At 61.3% G+C, this 18,626-nt stretch carries 14 protein-coding genes and 2 tRNA genes; 5 read left to right on the top strand and 11 right to left on the bottom strand.

Annotated elements, in window-relative coordinates; genetic code table 11:
* Positions 1-26 precede the first annotated feature (26 nt).
* Positions 27-2,006, bottom strand: coding sequence for an acetyl/propionyl/methylcrotonyl-CoA carboxylase subunit alpha (locus MJ639_RS01935; protein WP_243368250.1), 1,980 nt, complete (start codon positions 2,004-2,006; stop codon positions 27-29).
* Positions 2,007-2,317: 311 nt separating this feature from the next.
* Between MJ639_RS01935 and MJ639_RS01930 the strand changes: the two genes are divergently transcribed.
* Positions 2,318-3,664, top strand: a complete 1,347-nt coding sequence (locus MJ639_RS01930) for an Nramp family divalent metal transporter (RefSeq protein WP_243368248.1) — start codon at positions 2,318-2,320, stop codon at positions 3,662-3,664.
* 219 nt (positions 3,665-3,883) lie between these two features.
* Here MJ639_RS01930 and MJ639_RS01925 read toward each other — a convergent pair whose 3' ends face one another.
* The 5 genes from MJ639_RS01925 to MJ639_RS01905 form a co-directional block, all read right to left on the bottom strand.
* Entirely contained in the window at positions 3,884-6,592 is a 2,709-nt protein-coding gene (locus MJ639_RS01925; protein WP_243368246.1) for a valine--tRNA ligase, read from the bottom strand.
* 99 nt (positions 6,593-6,691) lie between these two features.
* A complete protein-coding gene (locus MJ639_RS17790) occupies positions 6,692-7,204 on the bottom strand; it encodes a PopZ family protein (protein WP_279306467.1) in 513 nt (170 codons plus the stop codon).
* Between the two features lie 155 nt (positions 7,205-7,359).
* Positions 7,360-8,736, bottom strand: a complete 1,377-nt coding sequence (locus MJ639_RS01915; protein ID WP_243368244.1) for a TolC family outer membrane protein — start codon at positions 8,734-8,736, stop codon at positions 7,360-7,362.
* 243 nt (positions 8,737-8,979) lie between these two features.
* Positions 8,980-9,642, bottom strand: a complete 663-nt coding sequence (locus MJ639_RS01910) for a protein-L-isoaspartate O-methyltransferase family protein (RefSeq protein WP_243368242.1) — start codon at positions 9,640-9,642, stop codon at positions 8,980-8,982.
* A gap of 24 nt (positions 9,643-9,666) precedes the next feature.
* Positions 9,667-9,740, bottom strand: a tRNA-Cys gene (locus tag MJ639_RS01905).
* A gap of 199 nt (positions 9,741-9,939) precedes the next feature.
* Between MJ639_RS01905 and MJ639_RS01900 the strand changes: the two genes are divergently transcribed.
* The 4 genes from MJ639_RS01900 to sseA all read left to right on the top strand — a co-directional run bounded on the left by MJ639_RS01900 (position 9,940) and on the right by sseA (position 13,313).
* Positions 9,940-10,014, top strand: a tRNA-Asn gene (locus tag MJ639_RS01900).
* Between the two features lie 137 nt (positions 10,015-10,151).
* Positions 10,152-11,609, top strand: a complete 1,458-nt coding sequence (locus MJ639_RS01895) for a cryptochrome/photolyase family protein (protein ID WP_243368240.1) — start codon at positions 10,152-10,154, stop codon at positions 11,607-11,609.
* A gap of 83 nt (positions 11,610-11,692) precedes the next feature.
* The gene (locus MJ639_RS01890; RefSeq protein ID WP_243368238.1) at positions 11,693-12,415 is read left to right on the top strand and encodes an alanyl-tRNA editing protein; all 723 of its coding nucleotides are present in this window, start codon (positions 11,693-11,695) and stop codon (positions 12,413-12,415) included.
* Between the two features lie 40 nt (positions 12,416-12,455).
* Positions 12,456-13,313, top strand: a complete 858-nt coding sequence (gene sseA, locus MJ639_RS01885; RefSeq protein WP_243368236.1) for a 3-mercaptopyruvate sulfurtransferase — start codon at positions 12,456-12,458, stop codon at positions 13,311-13,313.
* A gap of 26 nt (positions 13,314-13,339) precedes the next feature.
* Here sseA and MJ639_RS01880 read toward each other — a convergent pair whose 3' ends face one another.
* The 5 genes from MJ639_RS01880 to MJ639_RS01860 form a co-directional block, all read right to left on the bottom strand.
* Entirely contained in the window at positions 13,340-13,942 is a 603-nt protein-coding gene (locus MJ639_RS01880; RefSeq protein ID WP_243368234.1) for a hypothetical protein, read from the bottom strand.
* Between the two features lie 94 nt (positions 13,943-14,036).
* On the bottom strand, positions 14,037-14,825 hold the full coding sequence (locus tag MJ639_RS01875; protein ID WP_423790738.1) for an amino acid ABC transporter ATP-binding protein: 789 nt from the start codon (positions 14,823-14,825) through the stop codon (positions 14,037-14,039).
* 5 nt (positions 14,826-14,830) lie between these two features.
* The gene (locus MJ639_RS01870) at positions 14,831-16,150 is read right to left on the bottom strand and encodes an amino acid ABC transporter permease (protein WP_243368230.1); all 1,320 of its coding nucleotides are present in this window, start codon (positions 16,148-16,150) and stop codon (positions 14,831-14,833) included.
* A gap of 9 nt (positions 16,151-16,159) precedes the next feature.
* Positions 16,160-17,362 (bottom strand): amino acid ABC transporter permease, encoded by a 1,203-nt coding sequence (locus MJ639_RS01865; RefSeq protein WP_243368228.1) that lies wholly within the window; start codon positions 17,360-17,362, stop codon positions 16,160-16,162.
* A 152-nt stretch (positions 17,363-17,514) separates the two neighbouring features.
* The gene (locus MJ639_RS01860; RefSeq protein ID WP_243368226.1) at positions 17,515-18,534 is read right to left on the bottom strand and encodes an amino acid ABC transporter substrate-binding protein; all 1,020 of its coding nucleotides are present in this window, start codon (positions 18,532-18,534) and stop codon (positions 17,515-17,517) included.
* Between the last annotated feature and the right edge of the window lie 92 nt (positions 18,535-18,626).

Here is an 18,626-nt window from a genome sequence, read left to right as displayed (position 1 = left end):
GGAAAATCCGGCGCTCTGCCGCACCTCTATTCCTCTTCGGCCTTCAGCACAATGAGACGCGCGCCTTCAGCCACCTGAGCACCCGGCTCGGCGGCGATCTCCGCTACCTCACCATCAGCAGGCGCCACGAGCACGTGCTCCATCTTCATCGCCTCGACGATGGCGAGCCGCTGCCCCTTCTCGACCTTGTCGCCCGCCTGCACGAACACGGCCACGAGCTTGCCGTGCATCGGTGCCTTCACCGAGCCGCCTTCGTCCATATGTTCGAGATCGACATCGAAGGGATCGAAAGACTGCACGAGGGTCTGACGTCCATTCCTGAGGATGTAGACACCATGCGGGGCATCGATTTCCTGGTCGATCTGCTCATCGGCCCAAGGATCGCTCTCGCCCACGGCAACCGTGCTGACGCCGCGATGCTCGGCGCTAAAGACCTCGCGTGCATCGACGCGCTCGCCGTCCACGAGAAGCGGCATGCCGACGCTGCGCGTTCCGAGCAGCTGGAAGCCATCCGGCTCAGACCAGGGCGATGAAGGCTCGTCGTTCTTCAGATGCTCGGACATGCGAAGCTGATCGATCTTTCGCGAGATCAAGGCAGCGGCGCCGAACGAGACTGACACTTCATCAAGCGGTTGCGGGCCGACGCCGAGGGCCTCGATATTGCGATCGATGAACCCCGTATCGAAGTGCCCTGCCCTGAACTCATTCGCTTCGCAGAGCTTCTTCAGGAAAGCGACATTGGTCTTAGGCCCAGCGACAATTGTTTGGCCGAGCGCATCGGCAAGCATGGACAGAGCTTCTTCGCGCGTCTCACCATGGGCGATCACTTTCGCGATCATCGGATCGTAGTAAGGCGTCACCTCGGCCCCCGCCTCCACGCCGGTATCGATGCGAATGCCCTCGCCTTCAAGGAATTCGAGTGCCCACAGCTTGCCGGTGGAGGGCAGGAATTCCTTTTCAGGATCCTCCGCATAGAGACGTGCCTCGACCGCATGACCGTTGATCGTGAGATCGTCTTGCGTGAACGGCAGCTTCTCGCCAGAGGCGGCGCGGAATTGCAGTTCCACGAGATCAAGCCCTGTGATCGCCTCCGTCACCGGATGCTCCACCTGGAGGCGCGTGTTCATTTCCATGAAATAGAAGCGATCAGCGCGAAGGCCTTCGCGTCCGTCTGCGATGAACTCCACCGTGCCCGCGCCCACATAGCCGACAGCGCGCGCCGCCTCGACAGCCGCTTGGCCCATGGCCTGGCGCATCTCCGGCGTCATGCCGGGAGCTGGCGCTTCTTCGATCACCTTCTGATGGCGGCGCTGGAGCGAGCAATCGCGTTCGAAGAGATGCACCACGTTGCCGTGCGCATCGGCAAAAACCTGAATCTCGATATGGCGCGGTGAGAGAATGTATTTCTCCACCAACACGCGCGGATCGCCGAAGGCGTTTTGGGCCTCGCGCTGCGCGCTCTCCAACGCGGCATCGAAATCCGCCGCCTTCTCGACGCGCCGCATGCCCTTGCCGCCGCCGCCTGCAACCGCCTTGATCAGAACCGGATAACCGATCTCGTAAGCCTTCTGGCGCAGGAAGTCGGGCTCTTGCTTCGAGCCGTGATAGCCCGGCACCACAGGCACGTTCGCCTGCTGCACGAGCGCCTTCGCCGCATCCTTGAGGCCCATGGCCTTGATGGCAGAGGCCGGCGGGCCGACAAAGACGATGCCATTGGCAGCGCATGCTTCGGCAAATTCAGCGCGCTCGGAGAGGAAGCCGTAGCCTGGATGGATGGAAGCTGCTTTCGCACGCTTGGCGACTTCGATGATCGTGTCGATCTTCAGATAGCTCTCGCGGGCAGGCGCGGGACCGATCAGGTAGGCCTCGTCCGCCATCCGCACGAAGAGCGCATCGGCATCGGCTTCCGAGTAGACCGCGATGGTGCGCATTCCCAGCCGCTTGGCGGTGCGGATGATCCGGCAGGCAATCTCGCCGCGATTGGCGATGAGGACACTCTCGAGCATGGCCATCCCTATGGATTTTTCCGAATTCCGGTTCGTTTTGTGAAGAGCTAGAGCAAAACCTAGGCCGCTTGTCACGCGAGAACAGCTCCTCTTTTCGTCTTGCTCACCAAGCGAAAAAGTCGGGCGAAATTCCTTCCATCGCCAGCAATTGGCGCTTCCGCCATTTCCTTTCGCAGAAGGCTGATGGTCCAGCCTATCCCTTTCGCGTAGTCACCCCCAACCGCCAGAATGTTCCGCGACACCCTCTTGTCTGTTTAAGAAAGTCACGCTACCTTCTTCTTGCAAATGACTTGCAACTGCAGAAAGAGCTCATGGACCAATCAGCCCCCGTCTCCCTCGTGCGCAAGGCAGCATGGCGTCAGGATGTGAGTCTGCCCTCTCTTCCGGAGGTGAATCGCTCGATCAAGGTGCGCCCTGGTTCAACCTGGCGGCGGGCAGCGGCCTTTTTGGGGCCGGGCTATCTCGTGGCCGTAGGCTATATGGACCCCGGCAACTGGGCGACCTCGATCGCGGGCGGTTCGAAATACGGCTATGCCCTGCTCTCGGTGGCGCTGATCTCGAACATCATGGCAATCGTTCTGCAGTCGCTTTGCGCGCGCCTTGCCGTCGCGACGGGTCGCGACCTCGCCCAGGCCTGCCGGGATGCCTATCCGCGCCCCGTCGCATGGGGTCTTTGGGTTCTGGCGGAACTCGCTATCTGCGCCACCGACCTCGCGGAGGTGATCGGCACGGCGATCGGCCTCAACCTGCTCTTCGGCGTCCCGCTGGAGATCGGCGTCGTCATCACGGCGCTCGACGTCTTCCTGATCCTCTATCTGCAGAATCTCGGCTTCCGCTGGGTCGAGGCCTTCATCATCACCCTGCTCGGCGTGATCGCCGTCTGCTTCGGCATCCAGATCGCCATGGCCGATCCGAACTGGGGGGCGGTGATCACCGGCTTTGCGCCGACAACGGAAATCGTCACCAACCCGGACATGCTTTATCTCGCGCTCGGCATCCTCGGCGCGACGGTGATGCCGCATAATCTCTACCTGCATTCCGGCATCGTGCAGACACGCGCTTATGGCGAGACGCTGGCGGAGAAGCGCGAGGCGATGCGTTTCGCCACGCTCGACTCCACCATCGCGCTCATGTTCGCGCTCACCATCAACGCATCGCTTTTGATCCTCGCAGCGGCTGCCTTCTACAGCACAGGCCGCAGCGAGGTCGCCGAGCTCGGCGAGGCGCATACCCTGCTCCAGCCGATCCTCGGCAGCGCCATTGCGCCCATGCTGTTCGGCCTGTCCCTGCTCTGCTGTGGCCTGAACTCCACGGTGACGGCAACCATGGCCGGCCAGATCGTCATGGAGGGCTTCATCAACTTCAAGATGGCGCCCTGGATGCGCCGCCTCATCACTCGGGGCATCGCCATCGTTCCCGCCGCTGCCGTCACCATCGCCTATGGCGAGAGCGGCACGGCGAAACTGCTGATCCTCAGTCAGGTCATCCTCAGCCTTCAACTCCCCTTCGCGGTCATCCCGCTGGTGACGATGACGGCCTCCAAGCAGAAGATGGGCGAACTCGTGACACCGCGCTGGCTCACGGCCTTTGCAGGCGTGATCGCTGCCGTAATTGTGGTGCTGAATGTGAAGCTGCTGGTGGACTTCGTGACTGGTTAGAGGCTGAGCAAGCATTCAAGCCTGGGTCCATCTTTACCCTCATCCTGAGGATGTCGCGTAGCGACCGTCTCGAAGGAGTGTCCAGTGCACTCTGGAACCTCCTTCGAGACGCGAGCAAGCTCGCTCCTCAGGATGAGGTTAGAGAAATGTAATCCACCAAAGAAAATGCCCGGCACAAGGCCGGGCATATTTATTTATAATTGAGATGCCTCAGAAGGCTCAGGCGTCTTTCAAGCGGCTCAGCGCCTCTTCCATCTTCGCCTTGCGCGTAACCGCTTCCTCGCGGCGCTCGCGCTGCTCGTCGACAACCTCTTCCGGCGCGCGCTTGATGAAATCCGCGTTCCCGAGCTTTGCGTCGATCTTGGACACTTCCGCGTCGAGCTTCTGGATTTCCTTGGCGAGACGTGCGCGCTCGGCATCGAGATCGATCACGCCTTCGAGCGGCAGGGCCGCCACTTCGCCACGGATGATAAGCTGGATGGAGCTCTTCGGCGCTGCGTCGGCGAAGGAGATGTCGGAGAGACGTGCAAGACGCTTCACGATATCGCCCCAGCGATCCGCACGGCCCTTCACGTCGGCGGAAGACGCGACGAGGACGAGCGGAATCTGCGCGCCGGCCGGCACATTGGTCTCGGAACGGGCGGAGCGGATCTCGTTGACGAGATCCACCACCCAGCCGATCTCGGCCTCGGCCTGCGTATCGATGAGGTGATCGAGGTTCGACCAGGGCGTCAGCGCCAGAATCTGCTCACGCTTCGGCCCTTCCTGACCCTTCACCTCCCACAGCTCCTCCGTGAGGAAGGGCATGATGGGATGCAGGAGCTTGCAGATCTCGTCCAGAATGAACGCGATCGTCGCGCGGGTTTCATCCTTCGCAGGCGTGTCAGCGCCCTGAAGCACAGGCTTGGAGAGCTCCAGCGTCCAGTCGCAGAACACGTTCCACACGAAGCGGTAGGCCGCGCCCGCGGCCTCATTGAACTTGTAGGCCTGGATGCCGGCGGCGACCTCGTTGATCGCCTTCGCGCATTCGCTGAGCGCCCACTTGTTGAGCGTCTCCTTCACGGCCTTCGGATCGAAGCCCGCGACGCGCTTGCAGCCGTTCATCTCGGCAAAGCGCGCGGCGTTCCAGATCTTGGTCGCGAAATTGCGGTAATTCTCGACGCGCTGAACCGACAGCTTGATGTCGCGGCCCTGAGCCGCCATCGAAGTCAGCGTCATGCGCAGCGCATCCGCGCCATACTGCTCCACCACATCGAGCGGATCGATGACATTGCCTTTCGACTTCGACATCTTCGCACCCTTCTCGTCGCGGACGAGGGCGTGGATGTAGACTGTATCGAAGGGCACTTCATCCATGAAGTGCAGGCCCATCATCATCATGCGGGCGACCCAGAAGAAGATGATGTCGAAGCCGGTGACGAGCGTGTTGGTCGGGTAATAACGTCCGAGCTCCGGCGTCTTCTCAGGCCAGCCCAGTGTCGAGAACGGCCACAGGGCGGAGGAGAACCAGGTGTCGAGCACGTCCTCGTCGCGCTTGAGCGGCACATCCTTGCCATGCTTGGCGCGAGCCTCAGCCTTCGCATCCTCTTCCGAATGCGCGACGAAGATATTGCCCTGATCGTCGTACCAGGCCGGGATCTGATGGCCCCACCAGAGCTGGCGCGAGATGCACCACGGCTCGATGTTCTCGAGCCACTGGAAGTAGGTCTTCTCCCAGTTCTCGGGCACGAACTTGGTCTTGCCATTGCGAACGGCGGCGAGCGCACGATCCGCCAGCGGCTTCACGTTCACATACCATTGGTCTGTCAGATACGGCTCGATCACCACGTTCGAGCGATCGCCGTGCGGCACCATGTGGGTGTTCGGTTCGATCTGGACGAGGATCTCGCGCTCTTCGAGCATGGCGATGATGCGCTTGCGCGCCTCAAAGCGGTCGAGGCCATCGAGAGTCATAACGGCCTTGAGATCATCGCTCTGCTGAATGCCTTCGAGGAAGGCTTCGTTGCCGGCAAGCGTGAGCTGCGCTTCCGTGCCGAAAATATTGATGAGCGGCAGCTTGTGGCGTTTGCCGACTTCGAAATCGTTGAAGTCGTGCGCAGGCGTGATCTTCACTGCGCCTGTGCCCTTCTCCGGGTCGGAATATTCATCGGCGACAATCGGGATGCGGCGGCCCACGAGAGGCAGGATCGCGAACTTGCCGATGAGATCCTTGTAGCGCTCATCCTCGGGATGCACGGCAACCGCAACGTCGCCGAGCATCGTCTCAGGACGCGTGGTGGCCACCGTGATGGAGCGGTCGGGCATGCCTTCGATGGCGTAGCGGATATGCCAGAGATTGCCCTTCACCTCGACCTGCATCACCTCAAGATCGGAGATCGCGGTCTGGAACTTGGGGTCCCAGTTCACGAGGCGCTTGTCCTTGTAGATCAAGCCCTGCTTGTAGAGATCGATGAAGACCTTCAGCACGGCCTGGGATAGGCCCTCGTCCATGGTGAAGCGCTCGCGCGACCAGTCGCAGGAAGCGCCGAGGCGCTGGAGCTGAGACTTGATCCGCCCACCGGATTCGTCCTTCCACTCCCAGACGCGCTTGATGAATTCCTCGCGACCGAGGTCTCGGCGGTGAATCTGCTTCTCCATCAGCTGGCGCTCGACCACCATCTGCGTGGCGATACCCGCATGGTCCATGCCCGGCTGCCAGAGCACATCCTTGCCGCGCATGCGCTCGAAGCGGCAGAGGATGTCCTGGATCGTGTTGTTGAGCGCATGCCCCATATGGAGCGAGCCCGTTACGTTCGGTGGCGGAATGACAATGGTGTAAGGGTCCGCGCCCTTGCGATCGGGCCGGCCGGCCTTGAAGGCCTCGGCCTCCTCCCAGCGGGTGGCGATGCGTGCTTCGACGGAAGCGGGGTCGAACGTCTTGTCCATCATGATGCGATACCGGCCAGTTGGCGCGCCAAACGCGCGAGCAAGAGGGCTACAAACCGGACGGATCGAGGGAAGTCAACCGATGGACGAAAAAGTTCGGTTTCAGCCCCGGGTTACGCGCTCGATCTCGGCCTTCACGAGCCGTTCCACGAGATCAGGCAGGTTCTCGTCGAGCCATGCCTTGAGCATGGGCCGGAGCATCTCCTTCATCAGGTCTTCGACCGTCTGAGGCTGGCTTGCCACACGGGCGGCGCCGAGGCGGCCAAAGGCATCGGCGACGGAGGTTTCCGTCATCCGTGACATCAGTGCTTCACCGGGATTGCGCTCGCAGGGCTGCCCAAGGGACTGCGCAGCGGAGGCAGGCGGCTCAGAACTCTCGACGAGCGAGACAACCGGGCGCTCCTCCTCGTAGGGATCGCTTTGCACCAGAGGCTCATCTTCGGCCGCAGCGATCTCGGACTCGGCCAGAGGCTCCGGGTAGAAACCCGACGACACGTGCTTCTCGGCAATGTCGAGAACCGATCTCAGCGGAGACGGCTGAGGATCACGGAAGGCCGGCGCCGGCTCATGATCGTCTGAAATAATACGGCGGATGGAAGCTAAAATATCTTCCATCGATGGTTCATTGACCTTCAGGTTCATCGAACCCATAGCCCCACCCAATAAAATAGAGTTTTAGAATCTCATTCTTGAGAATGTTCTTAGTATTTTACGCAAAACTATAGAAAACAAGCGGGGCCAGAACCAATTCGTCCTGACCCCGAAACTTATCAACGACCATCAGGAGTGGTCAGACCAATCCAAAGATCTTTGACTTGCTCGTAGTGAATCTTGGGATTGTAATGATTCACTGCCAGTCCCAGGACGCGGGAATTGAGGCGCCCCATAGCCTGAACAAGGCTGTAGGAGCCGACCACGCGGTCGCGTTGAGCCTGGATCAGATTCACGCGGGCGGTCAGGAGTTCCTGCTGAGCGTTCAGGACGTCGAGTGTCGTACGCTGGCCCACGCGAGCCTCCTCGCGTACGCCGCTGAGAGCCGTCTCGGCAGCATCGATCTGTGCCTGGGCCGCTTCGATCTGCGCGCGGGCAGCCTCGAGAGCTCCCCATGACGACAGGACGGCGGCACGCACCTGATCGCGGACCCAGTCGGCCTGAAGCTGGGCCTGCCCGGCCTGCTCCTTGGCCTGACGGGTCGCGGCATAGGCCTGACCACCTTCATAGATCGGCACGGAAACCGATGCGACGGCGCTCGCGGCGAATTGTTCGTCGTTCGGCGTCCCACGCACGGCGAAGCGCTGGCCGACGGAAGCCCGGACGCCAACCTGCGGCGCAAGGGCGCCCTGGGCAATCTTGACCTGGAACTCAGCCGCATCGACGGCGTGCTGCGCCGCCTTGATGGCCGGATGCTCATTGAGCGCGGACTTCAGAGCATCGTTCACGTTGCGCGGCGTAAGCTTGTCAAGGGGCCGCCCCGGAGCCAATTGCTGCGGTTCGACACCAACAAACTGGCGATACTGGGCAATGCTGGCCCTCAGATTGGCCTCGGCCTGGCTGGCCTGGGACCGGGCGGCCGCGAGGCGCGATTCAGCCTGCGCCACGTCGGTGCGGGTCACCTCGCCCACATTGAAGCGGTCCCGCGTCTGGCGCAGCTGCTCGTCGATCACCTCGACGTTGTTGCGCTGGAGATCGAGAATGGCCGTATCGCGCAGCACGTTCATATAGGCGCTGGCCGTGCTGAAAAGTGTATTCTGCTCGACGGTCGTCAGGTCCTCGCGGGAGGCCAGGACATTCGACTCCGCGCGGCGGACAGAGTTGTCGGTCCGGAAACCGTCGAAAATCATCTGGGTGGCTTCAAGCCCATAGCCGCGAGGCGTGAGCTGTTGGCCTTCCGGCGCATTAGGCTCGCGGGTGAAGGGGTTGCCTGGGCCGCGGCTGTCATATTGCGTGTAGGTGCGGCCCACATCGGCGGTGGCCGTGATCTGCGGGCGATAGCCGGCTTTTGCCTGAGCGATATTCTCGTCGGCGGCGCGGACGCCGGCGCGCTGAGCATTCAGGTTAGGGTTGTTTCCGTAGGCCTTCGCCAGGGCGCTCTCCAGGGTCTCGGCCGAAACGGCGTTCACCCCCGTCAGCACGAAAACGGAGGTCATGACCCCTAGGAGCATGCGATATTTGCTGCTGAATTGCTTCCGGTTCACGCCCACCTGCCTAACGACATATCAGAACTAAAGCTTGCGACCGAAATCGATTCACAAGACTCACATCATTTAAAGCGCAACAATACCCATGACAAACGAGTCGGCAACAAGGCGCGGTGCATCGCTGAATTTTAGCCGAGAGGTGGCGCAAAAAAGCGACACTATTTGCGAGGGATTTTAAGAATTTAGAAAGGTTTAGAACGTGAAGCCCGGCTCCTGGACAAACGGGGCCAGCACCGGGGCCGCCGCATCGAACAGGGTGCGTTCGCCGAAAGCATCGCCGGAACGCACATAAAGCGTCGCCCGGGCAGCCCGTCCACGACCCTTCACGCACACCAGACGGCCATTTTCGGCCAACTGCTGCAGAAGAGCGTCGGGGCGAACATCCACGGCGCCGTTGATGAGGATCACGTCATAAGGGGCATTCTTCGCATAGCCCGCCTCGAGGGGGCCGCTCACCACGTCCACACCGGCGGCGCCGGCAGCAACGAGGCTTTTCCGGGCGGCGGCGCTCAGGACCTCATCCGCATCGAGGGCAGTCACATTGGCGCCGAGCTTGCGGAGAACGGCGGAGGCATAGCCACGGCCGCAGGCGACATCGAGGGCTTTTTCGCCAGCCTCGACACCAAGAGCCTGGATCATGCGACCAAGGTTCATCGGCGAAAGCATATAGCGGCGGACGGCGCCATCGCTGATCAGAATGTCCTGATCGATATAGGCGAGCTCTTCGCGGCCAGGGAGCACGAACATTTCGCGCGGAACGCTGTCCATGGCGTCGAGCAGCGGAATGTCGTTCACATCGAAAGTGCGCAGCTGGCTATCAACCATCATCCGGCGCGCTTGCGAGAAATCGACCATGGAGATTGCCTTTAGAATTCGACTTGGAGGCCTCGCCCGGAATCGAACCGGGGTGCAAGGATTTGCAGTCCTCTGCGTAACCACTCCGCCACGAGGCCATCCGGGGCGTACCGCGAACGCGGCGGGAGCCTCATAGCAAGCGCCCCTTCAAAGAGCAACAGCCGGTTTTGTGAGATCACTGACGAAAGGGGCTTGCACCCCGCCAATCTCGTGTTATATGCCACGCACCGTCGTCGACGAGAGCTGCCCCGGCAGCCCGACGAGAAGAGACGAAAGTCTCCTGAAGGTATGGCTTATTCCGGCGTGGCGCAGCGGTAGCGCAGCGGACTGTTAATCCGTTGGTCGTAGGTTCGAATCCTACCGCCGGAGCCAACTTTCCCAAATTCCCTGAAAATCCAGGTTTCTTCTCCTCAAATCCTTCCTGTGCGGCTTGGCCTTGGGCCGGTTTCGTGCTGCATAGCCCGCCATTGAGCACCGCAGCCTTCAGCGGGTCTTGTGGAGAAATGGGCGTGGCCTCCCCTGTTCTTGTCTGGTTTCGCGACGATCATCGCCTGAGCGACAACCCTGCCCTTTCCGCGGCCGTCGCGACAGGGGCGCCGGTTCTGTGCCTTGTCGTCATGGAAGAGCTGATGGATGGGTTGCGCCCTTTGGGCGGCGCCGCGCGGTGGTGGCTCCACGGCTCTCTTGGAGCCTTGGACGATTCGTTGAGGCGGGCAGGCTCCAACCTGTTGATCCTGCGGGGCCCTGCTCAGAAGGCCATCGAAAAAGCTGTCATGGCCACCGGCGCATCGGCCGTTTTCTGGAACAGGCGCTACAGCGCGGCTGAAATTGCTCTCGACACGGCGATCAAGAAACGCCTGACGGATGGCGGAATCTCGGTCCAGAGTTTCAATGGCAGGCTTCTCAACGAGCCCTGGCAGGTGATGAATCAGGCCGGCAAGCCTTTTCAGGTGTTCACACCCTATTTGCGGGCCGTGACGGCAAGGCCGGTCGATGCGCCCCTCCGCGCCCCCAAGAAGATGGCTGGGGGCTCCTGGCCTCAGACCCTTCTCGACGAAGGCACGCATCTAGACGATCTGGGCCTCAAACCGACAAAGCCGGATTGGGCCGCTGCATTCAAAGACGCATGGCGCCCAGGCGAGAAAGCAGCGCAGGAAAAGCTGCGGGATTTTCTCGAGACGAACCTTTCGGGCTATGCGCAAGGGCGGGATGCGCCGGGGAAAGAATCGACCTCCCGGCTGTCGCCACACCTGAGATTCGGCGAGATCAGCCCGCGCCAGGTCTGGCATGCAGTCCAGAATCTCACGGCCGAGCGACCGGAATTGCGCCAGGACGCACAGAAATTCCTGAGCGAGGTGGTGTGGCGCGATTTCAGCCATCAACTTCTGCACATTTATCCACACCTGCCGGAAAAATCTCACGCCCCGCGTTTCGAAAAATTTCCGTGGGTCGACGATCCGAAAACTCTCAATGCCTGGCAGAAGGGCCTGACGGGATACCCGATCGTGGATGCGGGCATGCGCCAGCTCTGGCGCACAGGCTGGATGCACAACCGCGTGCGCATGATCGTGGCTTCCTTCCTCGTAAAGCACCTGCTGACCGATTGGCGTCAGGGCGAGGCGTGGTTCTGGGATACGCTGGTTGATGCTGATCCGGCGAACAACGCCTTCAGCTGGCAATGGATTGCGGGATCAGGCCCGGATTCGTCTCCGTTCCATCGCATCTTCAATCCCGTCACGCAGGGCGAAAAATTCGATCCGAGTGGTAATTACGTGCGCGCTCATGTGCCGGAACTCGCCAACCTCCCTGAAGCCTTCATTCACAAACCCTGGGAAGCGCCCGCCGCCGTTTTGAAAGCCGCAGGCATGGAGTTGGGAAAAACCTACCCTGCCCCGATTGTTCCGCACGGCCCGGCGCGTGAGCGCGCACTCACCGCCTTCAGGAGCCTGCGCGATTTCGATTCATGAGACCAAGAGAACGGCTTGACCCGCCGCGCGGCTTACCGTCAGCATCAGCCCCTATGTTTTCTTTCGCTCCAACTGGAACAGCCATGACAGCGACTGCGCTTCTGTTTCGTGACGATGCCTATGCACGTTCCTGCACCGCCACCGTGCTTAGCGTAACACCCGAAGGCGGTATTATTCTCGACCGCACTGTCTTCTACGCCCAGGGCGGCGGGCAACCGGGCGATGTGGGTGCTATCGTCCGTGCGAATGGCGAGCGCATCGAAGTCACGAATACGGTCTATGGCACCGACCGCTCGCAGATCGTGCATCTCGTGGGAGCCGACGCGGCCTCGCGCTTCGCTCCCGGTGAAAGCGTTGAATTGCAGCTCGATTGGGAGCGCCGCTTCAAGCGTATGCGCGTTCATACGGCTCTCCATCTCCTGAGCGTCGTGCTGCCCTACCCGGTCACCGGCGGCGCGATTGGCGACGGCGATGGGCGACTCGATTTCGACATTCCCGATGCTGGCCTCGATAAAACCGAGCTGACCGACAAGCTCAACGCCCTGATCGCGCGCGATGCGCCTGTCACGGAGCGATGGATCACGGACGAGGAGCTCGATGCCAATCCGGGCCTCGTGAAGACCATGTCGGTGAAGCCGCCGCGTGGCTCGGGCCGTGTGCGCCTGGTCGAGATCGAAGGCATCGACCTACAGCCGTGTGGCGGCACCCATGTGCGCCGGACAGGCGAGATCGGCCAAGCCTCGATCACCGACATCGAGAAAAAGGGCAAGCAGAACCGGCGCGTTCGCCTGTCCCTGATCGACTGAGCGCTCTATCTTCAGGCCAATAATCATCGGGAACATGCCCATGTCTCAGCTCTTCGTTTCAACCGCGCGGCTGCAGGAGCATCTGGAGGATCCAAATGTCGTCATCATCGACGGCTCCTGGTATCTGCCAACCCAGAACCGTGACCCCGGTGCGGAGTTTCTGGAAGGCCATATTCCCGGTGCGCTGCGTTTCGATATCGACACCGTGAGAGACACCTCATCCTCCCTGCCCCATATGCTGCCCTCGCCCGAGGCCTTCGCGAAGATCGCAGGTGAAATGGGTATCGACGAGAACACCACCATCGTCGTCTATGACGGCGCGGGACTTTTCTCCGCGCCACGAGTTCGTTGGACCTTCCAGGTTTTCGGCGCGAAGAACGTCTCGATCCTCGAAGGCGGGTTCCCCGCTTGGAAGGCGGAGGGACGTCCCATCGAAACCGGGCCCGAGCGGAGGCGCGAGCCGAAAGTCTTCAAGCCATCCTTCAATCCGAGCGTCGTGGCCGATGCCGATGCCGTTCAGGATGCCCTTCGCACGAATGCCGCTCAGGTGGTCGACGCGCGCCCGGCGGACCGCTTCCGCGGCGAGGCGCCGGAGCCGCGTCCGGGTCTTCGCTCCGGGCACATTCCCGGCAGCCTCAACCTGCCCTTCGGCGCCATCGTCGAGAACGGCAAGCTGAAGGACAAGGCGGGTATCGAACAGGCCTTGAAGGAAGCTGGCATCGACCCTGAAAAGCCGGTCATCACGACCTGCGGCTCGGGCGTCTCGGCGGCGATCGTCGGCGTTGCGCTCGAAGTGGCAGGTCGGCCGATGAAGGCGATCTATGACGGCGCCTGGGCCGATTGGGGAGCGCGGGAAGATCTCCCCCTGGGAACGGGCCCGGCGAAGACGCAGGCCTGAACGATATCAAGCATCGAGATCGGACTCTACGGAACCGCTCCTTTCAGGGCCTCTTCGTCTTTGCGCCGTGGTGCAAAAATAGAGAGGCTCGCCAGGAATGGCGCTCCGATGAATGTGAGATGGATAAAAGTATCCGCAAGCCAATCCCCGAACGATTCCAGACGATGCGTCCGGTGCCAATCGTTCGCTGGAAAAGCCCAAAACAATGTGGCTAACCCGACACTGAACACCGTCAGGCTGATGATGATACTTTTGAGATGAAGTCGGCGATTCCTAAGCAGCCAAGCGCCAAATGGAACCGCAATCAGACCTAGAGCCGGCAGGACGATGATCAAAGACAGAAACGTGCTGTAGAGAGTCCAGCCTGGGACAACGGACCAACGTTGCGTTTCCGACAGTATGCCTTTTTCGACCCGCGCTGAAAACTCGACATACCCATAGACCAGAGACATCACAATCAATCCGGTCAGCGCGCTCACATAGGCAACGGTCAAAGGCATCAAACCGATTGCCCGATAATGAGTGCCCAGGAGCAAGGGCCAGAAGAGGAAAGGAACAATGATCCCCATGCCAATCAGCAACAATCCGCCCGGTCCGGTGAGCCAAAGAAAGACGAAATCCAGCGCCATCACAGATCCGAAAACATTTAGCATGCCGACCGTACATGAAAGTCTATCGCGTCAAAGCGATAGACTTTCACGAAGATAACTTCACCCCTTGAAGTCAGTGGAGGATCTGCGAGAGGAAGAGCTTGGTGCGCTCATGCTGCGGGTTCTTGAAGAACTCGTCGGGCGTGTTCATTTCCACGATCTGCCCGTAATCCATGAAAATCACGCGGTCGGCGACCTGGCGGGCGAAGCCCATTTCGTGGGTCACGCAGAGCATGGTCATGCCCTCTTCCGCGAGGCCGACCATGGTGTCGAGCACTTCCTTCACCATCTCGGGATCGAGCGCGGAGGTGGGCTCATCGAACAGCATGATCTTGGGGCTCATGCAGAGAGAGCGGGCAATCGCCACGCGCTGCTGCTGGCCGCCCGAGAGCTGGCCCGGATACTTGTTCGCCTGCTCGGGGATCTTCACCCGCTTCAGGTAATGCATGGCGATCTCTTCCGCTTCCTTCTTGGGCATCTTCTTCACCCAGATCGGCGCGAGCGTGCAGTTCTCGAGGATCGTGAGATGCGGGAAGAGGTTGAAGTGCTGGAACACCATGCCGACGTCCTTACGCACTTCGTCGATGCGCTTGAGATCGTTCGTGAGTTCCGTGCCATCGACGATGATGCGGCCCTTCTGGTGCTCTTCGAGACGGTTGATGCAGCGGATCATCGTGGACTTGCCGGAGCCCGAGGGCCCGCAGATCACGATGCGCTCGCCGCGCCGAACGCTGAGATTGATGTCGCGCAGGACGTGGAACTCGCCGTACCACTTGTGCACGTCGATCAGCTGGATGGCGGCTTCGGCCTTCGGGTCGATTGCGGCGGTCTGAATGGTTTGTGCTGTCATTGTGGTTGCCATGAATTTTAGCGCTTATGACCTGAGGCGAGGCGCCGCTCGACACCGAGCGAGTACCGCGACATGCCGAAGCAGAAGATGAAATAGAACAGAGCTGCGAAGGCATAGCCCGTCAGACTGATGCTGGGGGCCGCCCAATTGGGATCGATGCGCGAGGCCTCGATGGTCTTCACGAGATCGAAAATGCCCACGATCGCCACGAGGGACGTGTCCTTGAACAGGCCGATGAAGGTGTTCACGATGCCCGGGATCACGATGCGCAGAGCCTGCGGCAGGATGATGAGGATCATCATCTGCGGATAGCTGAGGCCCAGTGACTGGGCGCCCTCATATTGTCCCTTCGGCATGGCCTGAAGACCGCCGCGCACCACCTCTGCCATGTAAGCGGAGGCGAAGAACGCCGTGCCGATCAGCGGGCGCATCAGGCGGTCAACCGTCATGTCGCCGGGCAGGAAGAGCGGCAGCATGGTGTTGGCCATGATGAGCACGGTGATCAGCGGCACGCCGCGCACGAACTCGATGAAGATCACCGAGGCCATCCGCACGATGGGCAGCTTGGACCGGCGGCCGAGCGCCAGCAGGATGCCGAACGGCAGCGAGAAGACAATGCCGACCGTCGCCACCAGCAGCGTCACGAGAATGCCGCCCCAGAGAGCCGTCGGCACGTGGCGAAGGCCGAAATCCATGTCCATCAGCGCGAGCGTGATGCCGATCACGCCGACGATGCCGCCGCCGATGATCAGCGCCGTGCGCAGGGAGGCTTTCAGGATCACCGCCAGGAAGGCGAGGAGTGCGACGAGGAGTGCGCCCAGGATCAGGAACCCAATCCAAAACCGGCCGCTGAAATCGGCATTGCCGCCTGTCAGTAGGATGTAGGAGAAAACCGGGAAGAGCCAGAAGAAGTAGATGGCACCCAGGTCACGGCGCGGCGCGCGCAACCACAGGAGCCAGCCCACGCCGATGGCCAGAAGCGCGAAGAAGATATCGACCCTCCAGCGTTCCGACACCGTGTAGGAGCCGTAGGTGAAGTAGCTGATCTTGTCGCGAATGAAGGCCCAGCAGGCTCCCGTCTCGCGACCACCCATGTCGGCACGGCAGGCGGCACGGTCCGTGCCGCTCCAGACCGCATCGATGAAGAGGAACTTCATCAGCGGCGGAACGCTGACATAAAGGAGGTAGAACACCACCAGCGTCAGGATGGTGTTGAAGGGGCCGGAGAACAGGTTTTCCCTGATCCAGGCGACGGGGCCGCGTGCCAGATTCGGCGGAGGCAGCGCCTCCACCTGCTTGGCCTGCACGAAGCGAGGGATATCGACGGTGGTGCTCATCGGATGTCCTTACCGTTCGACGATCGCCACACGGCGGTTATAGATGTTCATCAGGGCCGAGGTCACGAGGCTGATCGTGAGATACACGGCCATGGTGATGACGACGACTTCGATGGCCTGGCCTGTCTGGTTGAGTACGGTGCCCATGAACACCTGCACGAGATCGGGATAACCGATGGCCACGGCCAGCGACGAGTTCTTCGTCAGGTTGAGATACTGGCTCGTCAGCGGCGGAACGATGACGCGCATGGCCTGCGGGATCACCACGAGGCGCAGCGTCTGTGCCGGCTTCAGGCCCAGCGAGCCGGCGGCTTCCGTCTGTCCCTTCGAGACGGCCAGGATGCCGGCGCGCACCACCTCGGCGATGAACGCTGCCGTGTAGGTGACGAGGCCGAGCAGCAGGGCCACGAATTCGGGGAGGATCTGCATGCCGCCTGTCAGGTTGAACGTGCCCTTGCGCGGCAGCTCGAAGCTGATCGGATTGGCGCCGACGATGGCGAGCACGATCCAGGTCAGGATCGGCAGGCCGACGACGAGACCGAGGGTCACGAGCCCGACGGGCGATTGCTGGCCGGTTGCCGCCTGCCGGGCGCTGGCCCAGCGGCGATAGAGGAAGGTACCGATCAGACCGATGACCAATGCGGCCGGGATTGCCCACGCATCCGCCGCATAGATCGGACGGGCCATGAAGAGGCCGCGCGAATTGACGAAAAAGCCCGCCCCCATCTCAATGGAATTGCGCGGCTGCGGCAGCGGTCCGAGAACGGCGATGTACCAGAACAGCAGTTGCACGAGCAGCGGGATATTGCGCAGCGTCTCCACGTAGACCATGGCGACCTTCGCCACCATCCAGTTCTTGGAGAGGCGCGCGATACCGATCAGGAAGCCCAGGATCGTGGTGAAGAAGATGCCGATGGCGGAAACGATCAGGGTATTGAGCAGGCCGACGATGAAGGCATCACCATAACTGGAGCCTGCCGCGCTGAACTGGATCAGCGCCTGGCTGATGTCGAAGCCTGCGGTATTGTCGAGGAAGCCGAACCCGGAGGCGATCTTCGCCCGTTGCAGGTTCTCGATGGCATTGGTCGCAGCCACATAGAAAAGGTAGCTGACGATGACGACGAGAAGGACCTGGTAGAAAATCCCACGGACCTTCGGGTCGTAGAGAAACGACTTTTTGGGTGGCGATGTCTGACTGACAACGGTCTGCACTGAACTGTATTCCCTTTGACGGCTGTTTATCGAGGCCGTCCTCCCCCGTGTTCATGCAATTGTTGCTGCCATGAACGACCGGCAGTTTTTTATCGTTATAAAGGAGCAGGAGCGCCCAGAAACCCGGGCGCCCCAAACTTTCAAAGGCTCGATTAGCGAACCGGGATGCCGTACTGCAGGCCGCCCTTCGTCCAGAGAGCGTTCTGGCCGCGCTTGATCTTCAGCTTGGAGCCTTCGCCGACGTTCTTCTCGAACACTTCGCCGTAGTTGCCCACGTGCTTGATGATGCGGACAGCCCAGTCGTTGGTCAGGCCGACGGCCTCACCGAACTTGCCCTCGGTGCCGAGCAGACGCTTGATCTCCGGGTTGTCGGAGGTCTTCATCTGGTCGACGTTCGCCTTGGTCACGCCGAGCTCTTCAGCATTCAGCATGGCGTTGTGCGTCCAGCGGACGATATCACCCCACTGGTTGTCGCCGTGACGGACTGCCGGGCCGAGGGGCTCCTTCGAGATGATCTCGGGCAGAACGATATGATCGTCCGGAGCCGAAGCGCGCAGACGTTCGGCGTAGAGGCCCGAAGCGTCCGTGGTGAACGCGTCGCAGCGGCCGGCGTCATAGGCCTTGAAGGTCTCGTCCGAGGTAGCGAAAGCCACGACTTCGTACTTCATGTTGTTCGCACGGAAGTAGTCGGCGAGGTTGAGCTCGGTGGTGGTGCCCTGCTGGGTGCAGATCGAAGCGCCGTTCAGCTCCTTCGCGGAGGAAACGCCGAGCTTCTTGCGGACCATGAAGCCCTGGCCGTCGAAGTAGTTGATGGCCGGGAAGTCGAGGCCGAGCTGCGTGTCGCGCGACATCGTCATGGTCGAGTTACGGGACAGCACGTCCACCTCACCCGACTGGAGCGCGGTGAAGCGGTCCTTGGCGGCGAGCGGGATGTAGCGCACCTTGGTCGGATCGTCGAAGATCGCGGCGGCGATGGCGCGGCAGAGATCCACGTCGAGGCCGGTCCAGTTGCCCTGGGCGTCCGGCAGACCGAAGCCGGCGAGGCCGGTGTTCGAGCCGCAGGTCAGGAAGCCCTTCTGCTTCACGCTGTTGAGCGTTGCCTGCGCGGAAGCGCCGGTTGCGAAAACGCTGGCCGTCAGGCCGAAGGCAATCGCTACGAGAGCCTTTTTCATGCTGATATATTCTCCCAAAGTTCCATTCGGCTCGCCTGTTCTTTTATTCCCCCAGCCGAGCCACGGTCAGGCCGTTCCACGCCGCCTCGAAC

This window comes from Microvirga solisilvae, assembly GCF_022808595.1.
Classification (GTDB): Bacteria; Pseudomonadota; Alphaproteobacteria; order Rhizobiales; family Beijerinckiaceae; genus Microvirga; species Microvirga solisilvae.
This window is presented reverse-complemented; position numbering and strand designations above follow the sequence as displayed.